At 68.7% G+C, this 16,054-nt stretch carries 15 protein-coding genes and 1 pseudogene; 7 read left to right on the forward strand and 9 right to left on the reverse strand.

Annotation, left to right across the window (positions count from 1 at the left end; translation table 11 throughout):
• Nucleotides 1-17: 17 nt before the first annotated feature.
• Nucleotides 18-179 (forward strand): hypothetical protein, encoded by a 162-nt coding sequence (locus AVZ66_RS16335; RefSeq protein WP_157575667.1) that lies wholly within the window; start codon nt 18-20, stop codon nt 177-179.
• A gap of 63 nt (nt 180-242) precedes the next feature.
• The gene (gene thrC, locus AVZ66_RS12965) at nt 243-1,490 is read left to right on the forward strand and encodes a threonine synthase (RefSeq protein WP_058984494.1); all 1,248 of its coding nucleotides are present in this window, start codon (nt 243-245) and stop codon (nt 1,488-1,490) included.
• On the opposite strand, the gene AVZ66_RS16340 is transcribed toward thrC, so the two are convergent.
• The 4 genes and pseudogenes from AVZ66_RS16340 to serA all read right to left on the reverse strand — a co-directional run bounded on the left by AVZ66_RS16340 (nt 1,487) and on the right by serA (nt 5,561).
• Complete coding sequence (locus AVZ66_RS16340) at nt 1,487-1,684, reverse strand: hypothetical protein (RefSeq protein WP_157575668.1); 198 nt, start codon at nt 1,682-1,684, stop codon at nt 1,487-1,489. The genes thrC and AVZ66_RS16340 overlap by 4 nt on opposite strands.
• A gap of 153 nt (nt 1,685-1,837) precedes the next feature.
• Entirely contained in the window at nt 1,838-3,304 is a 1,467-nt protein-coding gene (locus tag AVZ66_RS12970; RefSeq protein ID WP_058984495.1) for an ATP-binding protein, read from the reverse strand.
• Between the two features lie 139 nt (nt 3,305-3,443).
• Nucleotides 3,444-3,945 (reverse strand): annotated as a pseudogene (locus AVZ66_RS12975) (acyl-CoA thioesterase).
• A gap of 32 nt (nt 3,946-3,977) precedes the next feature.
• Nucleotides 3,978-5,561, reverse strand: a complete 1,584-nt coding sequence (gene serA, locus AVZ66_RS12980) for a phosphoglycerate dehydrogenase (protein ID WP_058984496.1) — start codon at nt 5,559-5,561, stop codon at nt 3,978-3,980.
• A gap of 219 nt (nt 5,562-5,780) precedes the next feature.
• Between serA and AVZ66_RS12985 the strand changes: the two genes are divergently transcribed.
• The 3 genes from AVZ66_RS12985 (at nt 5,781) to AVZ66_RS12995 (ending at nt 8,057) form a co-directional block, all read left to right on the forward strand.
• Complete coding sequence (locus AVZ66_RS12985; protein ID WP_058984497.1) at nt 5,781-6,572, forward strand: HpcH/HpaI aldolase/citrate lyase family protein; 792 nt, start codon at nt 5,781-5,783, stop codon at nt 6,570-6,572.
• 51 nt (nt 6,573-6,623) lie between these two features.
• Nucleotides 6,624-7,259 carry a phosphoserine phosphatase SerB gene (gene serB / locus AVZ66_RS12990; RefSeq protein WP_058984498.1) on the forward strand — a complete coding sequence of 212 codons (636 nt, stop codon included), beginning with the start codon at nt 6,624-6,626 and terminating at the stop codon, nt 7,257-7,259.
• 267 nt (nt 7,260-7,526) lie between these two features.
• Nucleotides 7,527-8,057 (forward strand): hypothetical protein, encoded by a 531-nt coding sequence (locus AVZ66_RS12995; protein ID WP_058984499.1) that lies wholly within the window; start codon nt 7,527-7,529, stop codon nt 8,055-8,057.
• Here AVZ66_RS12995 and AVZ66_RS13000 read toward each other — a convergent pair whose 3' ends face one another.
• The 5 genes from AVZ66_RS13000 to AVZ66_RS13020 form a co-directional block, all read right to left on the reverse strand.
• Nucleotides 8,058-9,353: an O-acetylhomoserine aminocarboxypropyltransferase/cysteine synthase family protein gene (locus AVZ66_RS13000; protein WP_058984500.1), complete on the reverse strand. Its 1,296-nt coding sequence runs from the start codon at nt 9,351-9,353 to the stop codon at nt 8,058-8,060. It abuts the gene before it with no gap.
• 100 nt (nt 9,354-9,453) lie between these two features.
• Nucleotides 9,454-9,858 carry a PIN domain-containing protein gene (locus AVZ66_RS13005; RefSeq protein ID WP_058984501.1) on the reverse strand — a complete coding sequence of 135 codons (405 nt, stop codon included), beginning with the start codon at nt 9,856-9,858 and terminating at the stop codon, nt 9,454-9,456.
• On the reverse strand, nt 9,855-10,052 hold the full coding sequence (locus AVZ66_RS13010) for an antitoxin VapB family protein (RefSeq protein ID WP_058984502.1): 198 nt from the start codon (nt 10,050-10,052) through the stop codon (nt 9,855-9,857). The genes AVZ66_RS13005 and AVZ66_RS13010 overlap by 4 nt, the downstream gene beginning before the upstream one ends.
• Nucleotides 10,053-10,100: 48 nt before the next feature.
• Nucleotides 10,101-11,282, reverse strand: a complete 1,182-nt coding sequence (gene metX / locus AVZ66_RS13015; RefSeq protein ID WP_058984503.1) for a homoserine O-acetyltransferase — start codon at nt 11,280-11,282, stop codon at nt 10,101-10,103.
• The gene (locus tag AVZ66_RS13020; RefSeq protein ID WP_058984504.1) at nt 11,282-12,565 is read right to left on the reverse strand and encodes an O-acetylhomoserine aminocarboxypropyltransferase/cysteine synthase family protein; all 1,284 of its coding nucleotides are present in this window, start codon (nt 12,563-12,565) and stop codon (nt 11,282-11,284) included. The genes metX and AVZ66_RS13020 overlap by 1 nt, the downstream gene beginning before the upstream one ends.
• Nucleotides 12,566-12,695: 130 nt before the next feature.
• Here AVZ66_RS13020 and AVZ66_RS13025 point away from each other — a divergent pair, with 130 nt between their 5' ends.
• Together AVZ66_RS13025 and ligA are read left to right on the forward strand one after the other, a co-directional pair.
• The gene (locus tag AVZ66_RS13025) at nt 12,696-13,847 is read left to right on the forward strand and encodes an MFS transporter (RefSeq protein ID WP_058984505.1); all 1,152 of its coding nucleotides are present in this window, start codon (nt 12,696-12,698) and stop codon (nt 13,845-13,847) included.
• Between the two features lie 39 nt (nt 13,848-13,886).
• On the forward strand, nt 13,887-16,022 hold the full coding sequence (ligA, locus tag AVZ66_RS13030) for an NAD-dependent DNA ligase LigA (RefSeq protein ID WP_058984506.1): 2,136 nt from the start codon (nt 13,887-13,889) through the stop codon (nt 16,020-16,022).
• Nucleotides 16,023-16,054 lie beyond the last annotated feature (32 nt).

Consider the following 16,054-nt stretch of genomic DNA (forward strand, 5'->3'; position numbering starts at 1 on the left):
CCGCGAGCGCGAGAGTGATGACAGACGATGCCCTCCGCAAGCGCCTCGACGCCGCGCTCGTCCTGCTCGTCGCGAACTTCCTGTTGTTGTTCGGTCTCGCCCTCGAGTTCGTCGAGTGGACCGCACTGAGCGTCCTCGTCTTCTTCTCGCTGGTCGGGTACGCGATGCTCCACTCCTGACCGGCGCTGGCAAAAGCCGCAACACCCGCCCCGTATTTGTGTCTCCGTCACCGAGACGTAGCCATGACTGACCTCTCGCTGGACGGCCCGACGCCGGACGCCGCCGACGACGGCGTCTGGCTGGCGTGCGTCGAGTGCGGCGCGGCCATCGCGCCGTTCGACGACGTGGTGTACGAGTGCCCGGACTGCGGCGGCCTGCTGGAAGCCCGCTACGACGAGTACCCAACCTTCGACGACTTCTCCGGGGAGGGCGTCTGGCGGTTTTCGGCGGCGCTGCCCTTCGAGGAGGGCGTCTCGATTCGGGAGGGGAACACGCCGCTGTACGATGTCCCCGAAATCGAAGCCGAGGCGGGCGTGGCGGACCTCCGCGTGAAACACGAGGGCGCCAACCCCACGGGGAGTTTCAAGGACCGCGGGATGACCGTCGGCGTGAAGGTCGCGGACCGACTCGGCGTCGACCGACTCGCGTGCGCCTCCACCGGGAACACGTCGGCGGCGCTGGCGGCGTACGGCGCTCGCGCGAACACGCCCGTCCTCGTCCTGCTGCCCGCGGGGAAGGTCGCCGCGGGGAAGGTCGCGCAGGCGGCGCTGCACGGCGCGCGCATCTGCGAGGTGGACGGGAACTTCGACGACTGCCTCGACGTCGTCGCGGAACTCGCGGACCGCGGGGAGGCGTACCTCCTGAACAGCCTCAATCCGTTCCGCCTGGAGGGGCAGAAGACCATCGGCCTCGAAATTCTGGAGCAGTCCCGTGATGCGCACGGCCACCTCCCGGACCGCATCGTGCTCCCGGTCGGGAACGCGGGCAACACCGCCGCGCTCTACAAGTGCTTCCGGGAACTCGTCGCGGCGGGCGAACTCGACGAGTCCGAGATGCCGAAGCTCACGGGCGTGCAGGCGGAGGGCGCGGCGCCGATGGTCGAGGCCGTCGAGAAGGGGCGCGACTACGTGGAGCGCTGGGACGACGTGGAGACGCGCGCGACCGCCATCCGCATCGGCAACCCGGTGAACGCGCCGAAGGCGCTGCCCGGCATCTACGATACGAACGGGACGGCGGTCGCCGTCTCCGACGAGAAGATCACGGAGGCGCAGCGGATGCTCGCGGAGGACGGCGTGGGCGTCGAACCGGCGTCGGCGGCGAGCGTCGCCGGCCTCCTGAAACTCCGCGAGGAAGACAGAATCGACGCCGACGAGCGCGTCGTCTGCCTGACCACCGGCCACCTCCTCAAGGACCCCGAGGCGGCCGCCGCGGCGGGCGGCGACACGACGCCCGTCCCCGCGGACGCGGACGGCGTGCTCGACGCTCTCTAGGTGACGCAGGCGACGATGCCGGCAGCCGCGAGCAGTGCGGCCACGAGGCCGTAGAACGCCAGGTCGTAGTTCGCGAGCGTCGCGAACGCGAAGCCGGCCTGCGCGTCGCTGATGCCGAGATCGCTGCTGATGGCCGGCAGCATCGGCGAGAGCACGAGCCGCCCACACTGAATGGCGAGCCAACCGGCTGACACCGCGACCAACAGCCGTCCAGCGTACCCGCGCACAAGCCATTCCCCGCGGCCGTCGTCAACCGGTCCCTCCGAAGCCGTCGCTGCTGTCACTGTCTCACCGGGGTCGTTCGGGCATTTGAGGCCGTGGGAATCGGCACGGCGGCGCGGCCGCTCTCAGCAGAACGTGAAGAAGAGCCAGGCGGGGACGTGGACGATCTCACCGGTTTCTACGGACTCCTGTCTTAGCTCCCCGGCTCTGTTCACGACGATGCCGAACTTTGCGGGCGTCGAATCGAGCACGGCTCGCAGCCCGCGGAGGTCCTTCCCGACCGGATCCCCGTTCTTCACCTCGACGGGGAGACAGTACGACGGCGTCGAGAGGACGAAATCAACCTCCCCTGGGTCGTCCCAGTACGACACCTCCGCCGTCTGGTAGTCGGAAAGGTGGAACTGGAGGCGCTTGCAGAGATCGAAGCACGCCGTCTCCAGAATCCCCCCCATCGCGTCGGGGTTGTCGAGCGTCGATTCGACGAGATTCGAGTTCAAGGTGTTGAGAAGCCCGGTATCGGGAATGTAGATTTTCTTCTGCCCGCCACCTCCGTACGCCGACGAAGAGTACCGTGACACGCGGCCGATGAGGAAGAACTCCTCTAGGTAGTCGAGGTAGTTCTCCACGGTCTCTCGGCCGACCGACAACGACTCCTGGAGACTCTGCACGCTGAACTTCTGCCCGGAAGAGTACGCCACGAGGTTCAGCAGTTCGAGCGCCACCTCCGGTTTGCGAACGTCGAACACCGATGGAAGGTCGCCGCGGACCGTATTTCGGAGATTCGTGTCCAGAGCTGCGAACGCGTCGACGTACTCTTCGTCCAGGACATCCGGATAGCCGCCCTTCAGCAGGTAGTCGTTGCTCAGCGAACGGAGCTGTGGCTCCGTCTCACCGAACCGGCCGTAAAACCCCGCTAGCTGGTTCGTGAACGCATCTGGGTCTCCTTCTCCCAGAGACTCCTTCAGAGCATCCCGGATTCTGTGCGCGTCGTCCGCGACTTCCACCTGGCTGAGGACGTCGTGATATCGCGCGTACTCCGCGAACTTCATCGGCATCAGGAGGTACTCGTCGAGCCGTCCGACGAGAGACTCGCTTGCGTCCCGGCGGATGAGCGTGCTGATTGAGCCTGTCACGACGAATTTCAGGTTCTCAAACGTGTCTGTGTAGTACTTCACTGTCTCCGCCCAGTTCGGGATTTTCTGTATCTCGTCAACGAAGACGTAGACGCGACCAGATGCGTCTCGGATCGACTTCCCGAGAATGTTCGCCTCGTAGGCCTCGATTGAATCCTCGATCAATCCGTCCACTTCGGGGAGTAGCTGAGTGTTTTCCGCGTTCACGTAGAGGACGTGCTCGGGCTCGGTCAGGGGGCGTTGCAAGAGGGAGTCGATGAGTTGGCCGACCAGCGTCGTCTTCCCGACCTGTCGGGGACCACGAATCGTCAGCACTGGCCGTTCGTCGTGAATCCGACCTCTCAGGTGGTGGAAGTCCAGTCGGTGGTGATCAGCTTTCAGGAGGGAGTTTGGGACCTCGTTGCCATCCCACCACGTATTCATCCGCGAGAGGGTTCGGAGGACATCGGCCTCGTTCATGCCGGCAGTAAATTCCGCTAGTTCAAAAATTTGGGGTTGCAGTCGCAATTTTACTCCGGAAATGCGGGAGTGCAGTCGGTATTTCTATCCCGAATATTTTGACCGCGCTCTGAACTGGGATAGGATACCGGTCAGTTCGTCAGTGGTCCGACTCACTCGCGAGCGCCTCCTGTTCGAGTCGGCGGTCGCGGTCGGTCTCCACGTCCAGCGACGGCACCGTCGTCGGTTTCATCTCCTCGCCGACGGCGACGAACACGAAGTGCGAACTCGTCGTCTGTTCGGTCTCCCCAGTTCTTGGGTCCTCGCGGAACGCCCGCAGTCGCACGCGAATGCTGCTCGTCCCGGCGTCGTAGGCGTACGACTCGATGGCGCAGATGTCGCCCTGCGGGATGGGGCGCTCGAAGTCGAGGCCGTTGATGCGCGCGGTGACGCACGTCGAGCCGGCGAGGCGCATCGCGGACATCGCGCCCACCTCGTCCATCCACTTCACGACGTTCCCGTCCTCAGAACGCTGTGCGTTCTGACGGGCTGCGAAAATCGCTCCGCGATTTTCGAACGCCGTGCGCGGACGCGTAGTTGTTCGTGTCGTCGGGCTGGACGCGAACGCGATTCTCGATGTACGTCTCCGAAACTGTCGGCACGAACGGACGGGCGGGCCGACGGGAGAAAAGGGTTACTCGCCGTTCAGCTCGATGTTGTGGACGTCGATGATGCGGTCGTCCGCCAGCAGGTCGTCGAGAGCGCTCTCGGGCACCGTGGAGTCGAGGTTGTAGACGGTGAGCGCCTCGCCGCCGATGGTCTCGCGGGCGTTGAACATCCCCGCAATGTTGACGTCGGCGTCGCCGAGCACGGTGCCGATGAAGCCGATGACGCCGGGCTCGTCCTCGTTGCGCGCGGCGAGCATGTGGCCGTGCGGGACGGCGTCGACGCGGTAGCCGTCGATTCGCACGAGGCGGGGGTCGTCGCCAGCGAACAGCGTGCCGGAGACGGTGAGTTCCTGCTCGCTGTTCCCGACCGTGACCGAGACGAGACTCTGGAAGTCCGCGCTCTGCCGGGACTTGGACTCCGTGACGTCGATGCCGCGCTCCTCGGCGACCCGGGGGGCGTTGACCGCGTTGACCTGCCACTCCAGCGGGTCGAAGACGCCCTTCTGGGCGCTCGCCGTGACCAATTCGAGGTCCTCCTCGGCGATGTCGCCCTCGTAGCTGACTTCGACGCGCTCGATGCGGCCGTCGAACAGCTGGGCGGCGACCTTCCCCGCGGTCTCGGCGAGGCCGATGTACGGCTCGATGCGGCCGAACGAGCTCTCGTCGACGCTCGGCGCGTTCAGCGCGTTCAGCACGGGTTCGTCGTTCAGCGCGGCGACGACCTGGTCGGCGGTGGAGGTGGCGACGTGCTCTTGGGCGGCCTGCGTGGACGCGCCGAGGTGCGGCGTCACGACGATGTCCTCGACGTCCAGCAGCCGCGAGTCGTCGGGCAGCGGTTCGTCGGCGAACACGTCGAGTGCGGCGCCCGCGAGCACGCCGTCCTCGACGGCGTCCGCGAGCGCGTCCTCGTCGACGACGCCGCCGCGCGCGACGTTGACGACGTAGCCGTCTTCGAGCTGCGCGAACTCGTCCTCGCCGAGCAGCCCCTCCGTCTCGTCGGTGAGCGGGACGTGGACGGTGACGAAGTCCGCGCGGGCGATGCACTCGTCGAACTCCACGAGGTCGGCGCCGAGCTGTTCGGCGCGGTCCTCGCCGATGTAGGGGTCGTAGGCGACGAGGTCCATGCCGAGGCCGCCGAGGCGCTTGGCGACCTCCTGGCCGACGCGGCCGAGGCCGACGACGCCGAGGGTCTTCCCGTTGAGTTCCGTGCCGAGGAACTCGCCTTTCGCCCACTCGCCGTCCTTGAGTCGGCCGTGGGCCTGCGGGATGGAGCGCGCGGCGGCGAACGCCATCGCGACGCTGTGTTCGGCGGCGGCGCGGACGTTCCCTTCGGGCGCGTTTGCGACGATGACGCCGTGCTCGGTGGCGGCGTCGATGTCGATGTTGTCCACGCCGATGCCGGCTCGGCCGACGATGACGAGGTCGGGCGCGGCGTCGAACACTTCCTCGGTGACTTCGGTGCCGGAGCGGACGATGAGGCCGTTGGCGTCGCTGACGGCGTCGAGGAGCGCGTCGCCCTCCACGTCGTAGGCGGTTTCGACGTCGTGGCCCGCCTCGCGGAGTCGGTCGAGGCCGGCGTCCGCGATGGGGTCCGTGACGAGTACCTTCATGCGAAGTCGGTCGGTTCACTCGCTGATAAGCGTTTCCGCACGCACACGAATTGTCGGTGGTTCACGAACGACCAGAATACGCAAGTACGTGTAATATACCGCCGCGGAAAGTGGACGTTTGCCCACGCGCGCGCCCGAATCCGGCGGGGCTTGCCGGACTCGGGGGAATCGGTGGCCGGCCCCGGAGGCTATACGGCGAGCGCACGACGGCAGACACGCATGACAGCGTCACGACCGGCGAACCAGTTGCGCGAGCGCGTCCGGGACGGCGGCGTCGCCGTCGGCGTGCTCGATTCGACGTACAGCCCGACGCTCGTGGAGTTCTACGGCGAGCTCGGCGTGGACTTCGTGTGGCTGGACTTCGAGCACGGCGGCCCCGACCCGTGGGACGGCCCCAGCGTCGAGAACCTCCTGCGGGCGGCCGAACGCACGGGTGTCGAACTGCTCGTGCGGCTGCCCGACACGGAGCCGACGCTCGTGCGGAAGGCCCTCGACCTCGGTGTTCGGAACGTCTTCCTGCCGCGCGTCGAGACCGCCTCGGAAGTCGAGGCCGCCGTGAAGTCCGCGCGCTTCGAGTACGACGGCGACCCCGGGAACCGGGGGCTCGGGTCGCCGCGGGCACGTCGCTGGGGGCTCGGCGAGGACTACGTCGCCCACGAGGACCGCGAGACGATGGTCGGCACCACCATCGAGACCCGGGAAGCCGTCGAGAACATCGACGAGATCCTGTCCGTTCCCGAACTCGGCTTCGTCTTCCTCGGGCCGCTGGACCTCTCGGTGGCGTACGGCCACCCCGGGGAAGTCGACCACCCGGACGTGCAGGAGGCCGTCGAGGCGGTCCGCGCGGCGGCCGTCGACGCCGGCGTCCCGGTCGGCGGGCTCGCGTTCGGGATAGACGACGCCGCGGCGAAAGCCGAGAACGGCTACCAGATGCTGAACCTCGGGAGCACCACGGGCGCTCTGAAGGAGGTCGTCTCGGGCTGGCTCGACGAGTTCGGTACTCGCGAGTAACGTCTGCCCGAGGAGCGACGCTTTTCCCTGCCCGTCGCCTAGGCCGCGCCAATGACGCTCGTCGCGTTCGACTTCGACGGCACGCTCGCGGACTCGGAGATGATGGACCGACTCGCCGCCCGCCACGGCGTCGGCGACGAAGTGTCGGACATCACCGAGCGCGCGATGCGCGGGGAACTCTCGTACGCCGAGAGCCTCCGCGAGCGCGCCAGCCTCGTCGCCGGCCTCTCTGCCGACGACGCGGCCGACGTGTACAGCGACGTCCGCCTGCGGGACGGCGCGGGCGAACTGCTCGGCGAACTCTCCGAGAGCGGCGTCCGCGTCGTCGTCCTCACTGGCGGGTTCGGTCGCGGCGTGGAAGCCGCCCTCGACGCCGCAGGCGTGACCGTCGACCGCGTGGTCGCCAACAGCCTGCCGGAGGCCGACGGCGAACTCACGGGCGACGTGGAGGGGCCGCTCATCGAGGGAACGAAAGACGACGCGCTCGTCGACGTCTGCGAGGAGTTCGGCGTCGACGTCGCGGACTCGGTGGCGGTCGGGGACGGCGCCAACGACGCGCCGATGCTCGACGGGGCCGGCTTCGGCGTCGGCTTCCAGCCCAAGCCCGGCGTCGACGAGCACTGCGACACCGTGGTCGCGTCGATGGCCGAGCTAGGGACGCTGCTGCGCGAGCGCGACGTCTTCTGAAGCGCGCGTACTGAAGGATGGGACTGCCCGCGCCGGCCGCGGGCGTGGTTCCGTTCGTAGAGCGTGTGACGAGAAACCCGCGACGGGTGGAGTCGCGGGGATTCCCGAGTCGGGCGGCCAGGGCACACTGAGCGGTACCGACCCGGGCGGGTTCGGCTAGACCCCGTTCACCCTTGCTTAATTGGTCGTTAACGTCGCTTTCTTCACGTGATTGGGCGGTCGCCGGCAACCGAAAGTTGATTGGTGGAAGTGACGAACGTGGCGGTAGTGGCGGACGATTCAGACGGTACGCTTCCCGAGGCGGACATCCACGACGTGCTCCGGAACGAGCGGCGCCGAATGGTCATCGAGTTGCTCGGCGACGCCGGCGAGCCGGTGACCGTGCGCGAACTCTCGGAGGCGATCGCCGCCCGGGAGACCGGCGAGGACCCGCCGCCCCGCGACGTCCGGCAGAGCGTCTACATCTCCCTCCAGCAGACCCACGTGCCGAAGCTCGCGAAGCTCGGCATCGCCTCCTACGACGAACAGACGAAGGAACTCCGGCCCGCCGAGAACGCGCCCACTGTCGGCGTCTACATGGAGGTCGTCCCGAAGTACGGCCTCTCGTACGCCGAGTACTACGCCGCGCTGGGCGTGCTCGGCGCGCTCCTCGTCGTCGCGGCGGAGGTCGGCGTCCCCGTCGTAAGCGAGGTGGGCGCGAGCGCGTACGCACTCGGTGTCTTCACGCTACTCGTGGCGTCGGCGGTGTATCAGGCGTACAGCCAGCGGAGCACGCTCGTCCACCGGCTCCGAGACTGACTACCGGGAGGCTTCCTCGATGGCGGCTTCGAGGTCCGCGACCACGTCCGCGGGGTCCTCGATACCGACGCTCAGGCGCACGAGGTCGTCGCGGACGCCCGCAGCGTCCTTCTCCTCGTCAGTGAGCTGCTGGTGGGTGGTGCTGGCGGGGTGGATGATGAGCGTCTTCGCGTCCCCGACGTTCGCCAGCAGGCTCGCGAGGTCGGTGTTCTCGGTGGTCTCCTTGGCGGCCTCGTAGCCGGCTTCGAGGCCGAACGTAATCATCCCGCCGTACCCGCCGTCCAGATATTCGCTTGCCTCCTCGTGGGTCGGGTGGTCCTCCAGCCCCGGGTACGTGACCCACGCGACGTCCTCGTGGTCGACGAGGTACTCGGCGACCTTCTGGGCGTTCTCGCAGTGCTTCTCCATGCGCAGCGGCAGCGATTCGAGTTTTTCGAGGGTCTGCCACGCGTCGAACGGCGACTGCTGGTTCCCGAGGTCGCGCAGACCGCGCGCGATTGCGGTGTACGTGAACGCCGCGTCCCCGAACGCGTCCGCGAAGTTCACGCCGTGGTAGGCGGGGTTGTCTTTGGCAACCTCGGGGTACTTGTCGGCGTACTCCTCCCACGGGAACTCCCCACCGTCGACGAGCGCGCCACCGACGGTGGTGCCGGCGCCGTGAATCCACTTCGTGGTGGAGTGCCAGACGACGTCCGCGCCGTGCTCAAGGGGGTTGCAGAGGTACGGCGTCGCGAACGTGTTGTCCACGATGAGGGGAACGCCCGCCTCGTCCGTAATCTCGCCGAGGCGCTCGAAGTCCGGCGTCGTCAGGCTCGGGTTGCCGATGGTCTCGACGAGCACGTACGCGGTGTCCTCGTCGATGGCCTCCTCGTAGGCGTCGTAGTCGAGGGCGTCGACGAACTCCGTCTCGATGCCGCGGCGCTCGACGCTGTGCGTGAGGTACGTGTACGTCCCGCCGTAGAGGTCGCTGGACGCGACGATGTTGTCGCCGGCGCTCGCGAGCACGAACGTCGCGAGGTCCAGGCTCGCCATCCCCGAGGACGTCGCGACGGCGCCGACGCCGCCTTCGAGTGCCGCGAGGCGCTCCTGGAGCGTCTCCACGGTCGGGTTCATCAGCCGCGAATAGATGTATCCCGGCTTCTCCAGGGCGAACTGTGCGGCCGCGTCGTCGCTGTCCTCGAAGACGTACGACGTCGTCTGGTAGATCGGCGGCGCGCGCGACCCGGTCGCCGGGTCGACTTCCTGGCCCGCGTGGACGCTGTTCGTGTCGAACTCGTAGTCGTCTCCGTCTCCCATGCCCCCTACTGCGTGCCCCGGGGTCGTTAAGCCGGGGGGTCGCCCGCAGTTCCTGCCGGCTACGGTGACGCCGAGAAAGCAGCGAAACAGACGCGCTGGACTAGCTACAATCGCCGGAAGCGAGGTTCGTCACGTCGAGGTGTGACTGGAGGACGGTCGTCTCGAAGTCGCCGTCGGCGACAACGAGTTCGTCGCCGGTAGATTTAGCGGTGGCCGCGATGAGCAAGTCGCGGGCGGCCATCCGCTGGCCGTCGTCGAGAAGCGCGTCCTGCAGCGCGGCTGCCTCGATAGCGACGTCCTCGGTGAGGTCGATGGCGTGGACGCCGTCGAAGTCCCGGCGCGCAGCACGAACGTCCGTCGATCCGCTGCCGAGTTTCCCGTTCAGCACCTCGAACACGCACAGCGACGACGTGAGGTACGGTTCAGGCTGGCGCTGGACGTATTCGACGGTCGCGTCGACGCCAGCGAGCATGTCGATGATGACCGACGAGTCGAGGAACGTCATCGCTGGAAGCTCTCGCGGGACGCGCGAACGGCCTCGCGAGCGCGGTCGGCTTCCGCCTCGGACCACGCGCCGACGTCAATCGGGTCTTCCTCGTCGGCGAGCCGACTGAGGAAGTCGTCCCATGTCTCGTCGTCGCGCTTGAGCCGCGAGAGCTTCGACTTCGTCTCGTCGCTGACGCGGATGCTCGTGCTCATGTGTATACGTGTCGTATACAGAGACGTAGTCGTTTCGGCGGAAGGGCGCTACCCCGAGAAGAGGCTGTTGTGGACGGGGGCGTACAGCGTCCGCCGGTCGTCGTCGTGGTCGACGGTGTCCGTGACGGCGCGGCCGGCGACGCCGTTCGCGAGGAAGTCACGGACCGGGGGGCCGACGGACTCGGGTTCGACGAGGAACGCGTCGTGGCCGTGGTCGGACTCGACGACGTGGTGCGAGACCGGGACCTCCTGCTCGCGGAACGCCTCCGCGACGCCCTCGCTCTGGTCGACGGTGAAGTGCCAGTCGCCCGTGAACGACACCAGCAGGGCTTCCCCGGCGAACGCGCCGAGTGCGCTGGCGTCCGAATCGTAGCCCTCCGCGAGGTCGTAGTCGTCCATCGCGCGCGTCAGGTAGAGGTAGCTGTTCGCGTCGAAGCGGTCGGTGAACTTCTCGGCCTGGTAGTCGAGGTACGACTCGACGTCCCGGTACGGGAAGAACGCGCCCGCGTCGTCCACGGGGAACGCGTCGCTGCCGGCCTCGCGGCCCGCGGTGCGGCGGCCGAACTTCCGCTCCATGGAGTCCTTCGAGAGGTACATCAGGTGGCCGAGTTGGCGGGCGAGCGCGAGCCCCTGCTCGGGGAACTCGCCATCGTAGTAGTCGCCGCCGTTCCAATTCGCGTCGCCGCGGATGGCGCGGCGGGCGACCGCGTTCAGCCCGAGACACTGCGCGTCGAGGCGGGGGGCGGCGGCGATGGCGGCGACGCGGCGGGCGTCGTCGGGGAAGCGCCGCGCCCAGTCGAGGGCGTTCATGCCGCCGACGCTGCCACCGAGGACCGCGTGCAGGCGGCCGACGCCGAGGTCGTCGAGCAGGCGGCGCTGGCTGCGCGTCCAGTCGCCGACCGTGACCGGCGGGAAGTCCGTACCCCACGGTTCGCCGTCCGGCCCCTCGCTGGCGGGGCCGTCCGTGCCGTAGCACGACCCGGGGACGTTCGCGCAGACGACGTAGTACTCGTTCGTGTCGATGGCCTTCCCGGGGCCGACGACGTCGTGCCACCAGCCGCGGCCCTGGCCGTCGCCGCGGCCGCGGACGTGCTGGCTGCCGGTGAGCGCGTGACAGACCAGCACCGCGTTGTCACCCGTGAACTCGCCGTACGTCTCGTAGGCGACGGTGAAGTCCTCGATTGTCTGCCCGCTCTCGAACTCGAACTCGTCGAACGTCGTCTCGGGCATCAGTGGGCCTCCCCGAGCGCTCGGTCGAAGTCCGCGAGCACGTCCGCGGTGTCCTCGATGCCGACGGAGACGCGAATCATGTCCGGGCTGACGCCCGCCGCGCGCTGCTCGTCCTCGGAGAGCTGTGCGTGCGTGGTGCTGGCGGGGTGGATGACGAGCGTCTTGGCGTCCCCGACGTTCGCCGCGAACGACGCCAACTCGACGCCCTCGCAGACGGCTTTCGCGGCGTCGAAGCCGCCCTCGGGGCCGAACGTGAGCATCCCGCCGTATCCCTGGTCCAGATACTCGCTGGCTTCGTCGTGCGTGGGGTGGTCCGCTACTCCGGGGTAGGAGACCCACGCCACGTCCTCGTGGGCCGCGAGGAAGTCCGCGAGCGCGGCGGCGTTCTCGCAGTGGCGGTCCATGCGGAGCGGCAGGGTCTCGACGCCCTGCATCGTCTGCCACGCGTCGAAGGGCGTCTGGCCGGTGCCGGTGGCGCGGACGGCGCGCTGGCGGACGGCCGCGGCGAGCGCGCGGTCGCCGAAGCGTTCGGTGAAGTCGAAGCCGTAGGCGGGGTTCTCGCCCGAGAGTTCGGGGAAGTCGGCGTCCGCGTGGTCCCACGGGAACGTCCCGCCGTCCACGACGACACCCCCCAGCGTCGTGCCGGCACCGTGGAGCCACTTGGTCGTGGACTCCCAGACGATGTCGGCGCCGTGCTCGATTGGACGGCAGAGGTGCGGGGTGGCGAACGTGTTGTCCACGACGAGGGGAACGGCGTGGTCGTGGGCGACGTCCGCGATGGCCTCGAAGTCGGGCGTGACGAGCGACGGGTTCGCGATGGTCTCGACGTGGACGAACGCGGTGTCCTCGTCGATGGCGTCCTCGACGGCTGCGGGGTCGAGGGCGTCGACGGTCCGGGTGTCGACGCCGCGCTTGCCGGCGATGTGCGAGAAGTAGGTGCCGGTGCCGCCGTACATGTCCTCGCTGGCGACGATGTTCCGGCCGGCTTCGGCGAGCACGGTGGTGATGCCGTCGATGGCGCCCATGCCGGCGTTCGTGGCGACGGCGTCGACGCCACCTTCGAGGCTGGCGAGGCGGTCCTCCAGCGTGGAGACGGTGGGATTGGAGATGCGCGAGTAGACGTCGGCCTCCGACTCCAAGGCGTACCTGTCGGCGGCGTCGTCGGCGTCGGGGAAGACGTACGACGTCGTCTGGTAGATTGGCGGGGCGCGCGCCCCTGTCTCGTCGGGGTCCTGTCCCGCGTGGACGCTGCGGGTGTGGCGCCCGCCGCTCGCGTCAGTCATGTATCGAAGTAATATAGCCCGAGAAGAATATGCATGGTAGTTACGGCAACGCTTGCCCGCTCCAGCGAATCGGCCCCGGCCGCGTAGCGGAATCCGGCGCGTTCTTGACGGTACGGGCGAAACGACGCGTATGGTTCGACGCGAACGCGCGGCGCTGGCGGGGGTCGTGTTCGCGGTGCTGTTCGCGCAAGTCCTCCTCTACCCGGGCGCCGCCGACCTCGTCGCCGCGTTCGGCGCCGACGACCCCGACACCGGGAGCCGCTGGTTCCTCGCCGCGGAGTTCGCCGCATTCGTCGCGTTCGCGGGCGTCTGGGGCGTCGCCAGCGACCGCGCCGGCCGCCGCGTCCCGTTCATCGCCGCGGGCGCGCTCGGCGGCAGCCTCGGGTACGCCGCGCTCGCCACCCTCCACGTCGACTTCGGAACGGTACTCGTGCTCCGCGCGGCCCAAGGCGCAGCCACCATCGGCGCGTTCTCGCTGTCGATGACGATGCTGATGGACCTCTCCGACGACCACGGCAAGGACATGGGCGCCGCCGGCATCGCCATCGGCTCGGGAACCGCGCTCGGCGCGCCCGTCGGCGGCCGTCTCACCGAGCTCGACCCGAAACTGCCGCTGGTCGTCGGCTGCGTCGCGCTCGCCGTCGCTGGCGTCGCCGCGCTCCGCGTCCCCGACCGCGCCCCCAGCGGACACGGCGACTCCCTACGCTCGGGCCTACAGGTACTCCGCGACCGCCCGACGCTGAGCGTCCCGTTCGCGTTCGGGTTCATCGACCGCTTCACCGCGGGCTTCTTCGCGCTCGTCGGCTCGCTGTACTTCCGACAGGTGTTCGGCCTCGACGCCGGCGCGGTCGGCCTCACGCTCGCACTGTTCTTCGCGCCGTTCGCCCTCCTCCAGTACCCCTTCGGCCGGCTCTCCGACCGCGTCGGCCGCACCGTCCCCATCGCCGTCGGCTCCGCGACCTACGGCCTCGTCGTCGTCGCAATCGGGCTCGCACCCCACGTGCGTCTCGCGCAGGGCGGCATGGTGCTGGTCGGCGTGCTCGGCGCGCTCATGTCCCCCGCGACGATGGCGCTGGTCACCGACATCGCGGGCGACGACGAGCGCGGCGTCAGCATGGGCGGATTCAACGTCGCCGGCTCGCTGGGCTTCCTCACCGGTATCGTCGGCGGCGGCTGGGTCGCCGAGCAGTACGACTTCACCACCGCGTTCGCGCTCGCGGGCGGCGCCGAACTCCTGCTCGCGGCGCTCGCGCTGCCCGCGCTACTGCGACTGGACGCGTAGCCCCAACCGCTTACCACCGAGGCACACGTACGCCGCTGCATGGCAGACGCGGACGCCCTCGACGACGCGCCCGAGGACAACCCTTACGTTCGAAACCCCGACACTGGCTTCGCGCCCGTCGACGACCTCGACGCGGACGACGCCGAAGCACAAGCGGAACTACTGCGGGGAGCCGTCCGCTACCACGACTACCGCTACTACGTCCGGAACGACCCCGTGATTTCAGACCACGCCTACGACCAGCTGTTCGAGCGGCTGCAGGAGTTAGAGGACGCGTTCGACCTCCAGACCGAAGACAGCCCCACGCAGCGCGTCGGCGGCGAACCCGTCGAGGAACTGGGCACGGTCGACCACGTCGCCCCCCTGTTGTCCATCGACTCCAGCGGCGACGAGGCCGACATCCGCGAGTTCGCCGAGCGCGTCGAACGCGAGGCCGGGGACGTGCGCTTCGTCTGCGAACCGAAATTCGACGGCCTCTCCGTGGAAGTCGTCTACGAGGAGGGGCGGTACGTGCGCGCCGCCACGCGCGGCGACGGCGAGACCGGCGAGGACGTCACGGAGAACGTCCGCACCATCGAGAGCGTCCCCCAGCGCCTCCGCGGCGACCCGCCGGACTTCCTCGCAGTGCGCGGCGAGGTGTACATCCCGCGGGACGCGTTCCAGGAGTACAACGCCGAGCGCGTCGAACGCGGCGAGGAGCCGTTCGCGAACCCGCGCAACGCCGCCGCGGGAACGCTGCGCCAACTCGACCCGAGCGTCACCGCCGAACGCCCCCTCGACTGCTTCTTCTACGACGTGCTCGCGGCCGGCGAGTCGCGGGACGCGATAGAGACTGGTCCCTCACGGGGTGGCCTCGACGCCGGCCTCGACACGCACTGGGCGGAACACGAGGCGCTGCCGGACTGGGGGCTGAAGGTCAACGAGCGTAGCGAACGCGTGGACAGCATCGACGACGCCATCCAGTACCGGCACGCGCTCGGCGAGGACCGCGAGGAACTGGACTACGAAATCGACGGCGTGGTGTTGAAAGTCGACGACCGGCGGACGTGCGTCGACCTCGGCGTGACGGCGCGGCACTACCGCTGGGCGTTCGCGTACAAATTCCCGCCGCGGGCGGAGGTCACGCGAGTTACCGACGTTGTCGTGCAGGTCGGGCGGACGGGGCGGCTGACGCCGGTCGCGCTGCTGGAACCCGTGGAGGTCGGCGGCGTCACGGTGTCCCGGGCCAGTCTCCACAACCGCGAGGAAATCGCGGCGAAGGGCGTCGGAATCGGAGACAGCGTGCGCGTGCAGCGCGCCGGCGACGTCATCCCGTACGTCGAGGAAGTCGTCGAGTCCCGCTCGGAGGGGCACTTCGAAATGCCGGAGTGCTGCCCGCGCTGTGGGAGCGACGTGGAGTACGACGGCCCCATCGCGTTCTGCACGGGCGGGCTGGCGTGTCCCGCCCAACTGGTGCGCGCGGTCGGCTACTTCGCGGACGTACTCGACATCGAGGGCATCGGTGAGGCGGCCGCCGAGCAGTTCGTCGAGGCGGACCTCGTCGAGGACGATGTCGCCGACCTCTACGACCTCACGGTCGAGGATATCGCGGCGCTGGAGGGCTGGGGTGAGACGAGCGCGCGGAACGTCCACGATGAGTTAGCCGAGGCGCGCCACCCGCCGCTGAGCGAGTTCCTCGCGGCCATCGGCATCCCCGAGGTCGGCCCGACGGTCGCGCGGGACGTCGCGGAGAAATTCGGGACGCTGGACGCGTTCTTGGACGCCGACGAGGACGAGCTGCGCGAGGTCCCGGGCGTCGGCGACGTGGTCGCGGGCCACGTCCGGGAGTTCCTCGACAACGACCGTAACCGCCGCGTCGTCGAGCGCCTGCGTGAAGAGAACCGCCTCGGCGAACCCCAGTCCCCGGAGAGTGCGAGCAGCGACGAACTCGCGGACCTCACCGTCGTGTTCACGGGCAGCGTCGACGAGTGGACGCGCGGCGACCTGCAGGACCTCGTGGAGCGCCACGGCGGCCACGCCACGTCGTCGGTGTCGGGGAACACCGACTACCTCGTCGTCGGCGACAATCCGGGCGCGAGCAAGCGGGAGGACGCCGACGAACACGGCGTCCCGGAGCTATCTCCCGGAGAGTTCTTCGCGCTGCTCGACGAGCGCGGCGTCGACGTCGAACAGTAGGTCGCTCCCGTGCGCGTCGCTGTGCGGCGTGG

Source organism: Halobacterium sp. CBA1132, from assembly GCF_001485535.1.
Lineage (GTDB): Archaea > Halobacteriota > Halobacteria > Halobacteriales > Halobacteriaceae > Halobacterium.

Excerpts from the sequence above, each read along its gene's own strand:
- AVZ66_RS13000 (WP_058984500.1), bottom strand. The coding sequence starts at position 9,353 with ATGGGAGACGGAGACGACTACGAGTTCGACACGAACAGCGTCCACGCG.
- AVZ66_RS12970 (WP_058984495.1), bottom strand. The coding sequence starts at position 3,304 with ATGAACGAGGCCGATGTCCTCCGAACCCTCTCGCGGATGAATACGTGG.
- AVZ66_RS12985 (WP_058984497.1), top strand. The coding sequence starts at position 5,781 with ATGACAGCGTCACGACCGGCGAACCAGTTGCGCGAGCGCGTCCGGGAC.
- ligA (WP_058984506.1), top strand. The coding sequence starts at position 13,887 with ATGGCAGACGCGGACGCCCTCGACGACGCGCCCGAGGACAACCCTTAC.
- serB (WP_058984498.1), top strand. The coding sequence starts at position 6,624 with ATGACGCTCGTCGCGTTCGACTTCGACGGCACGCTCGCGGACTCGGAG.
- thrC (WP_058984494.1), top strand. The coding sequence starts at position 243 with ATGACTGACCTCTCGCTGGACGGCCCGACGCCGGACGCCGCCGACGAC.
- serA (WP_058984496.1), bottom strand. The coding sequence starts at position 5,561 with ATGAAGGTACTCGTCACGGACCCCATCGCGGACGCCGGCCTCGACCGA.
- AVZ66_RS16335 (WP_157575667.1), top strand. The coding sequence starts at position 18 with ATGACAGACGATGCCCTCCGCAAGCGCCTCGACGCCGCGCTCGTCCTG.
- metX (WP_058984503.1), bottom strand. The coding sequence starts at position 11,282 with ATGCCCGAGACGACGTTCGACGAGTTCGAGTTCGAGAGCGGGCAGACA.
- AVZ66_RS13020 (WP_058984504.1), bottom strand. The coding sequence starts at position 12,565 with ATGACTGACGCGAGCGGCGGGCGCCACACCCGCAGCGTCCACGCGGGA.
- AVZ66_RS13025 (WP_058984505.1), top strand. The coding sequence starts at position 12,696 with ATGGTTCGACGCGAACGCGCGGCGCTGGCGGGGGTCGTGTTCGCGGTG.
- AVZ66_RS13010 (WP_058984502.1), bottom strand. The coding sequence starts at position 10,052 with ATGAGCACGAGCATCCGCGTCAGCGACGAGACGAAGTCGAAGCTCTCG.
- AVZ66_RS13005 (WP_058984501.1), bottom strand. The coding sequence starts at position 9,858 with ATGACGTTCCTCGACTCGTCGGTCATCATCGACATGCTCGCTGGCGTC.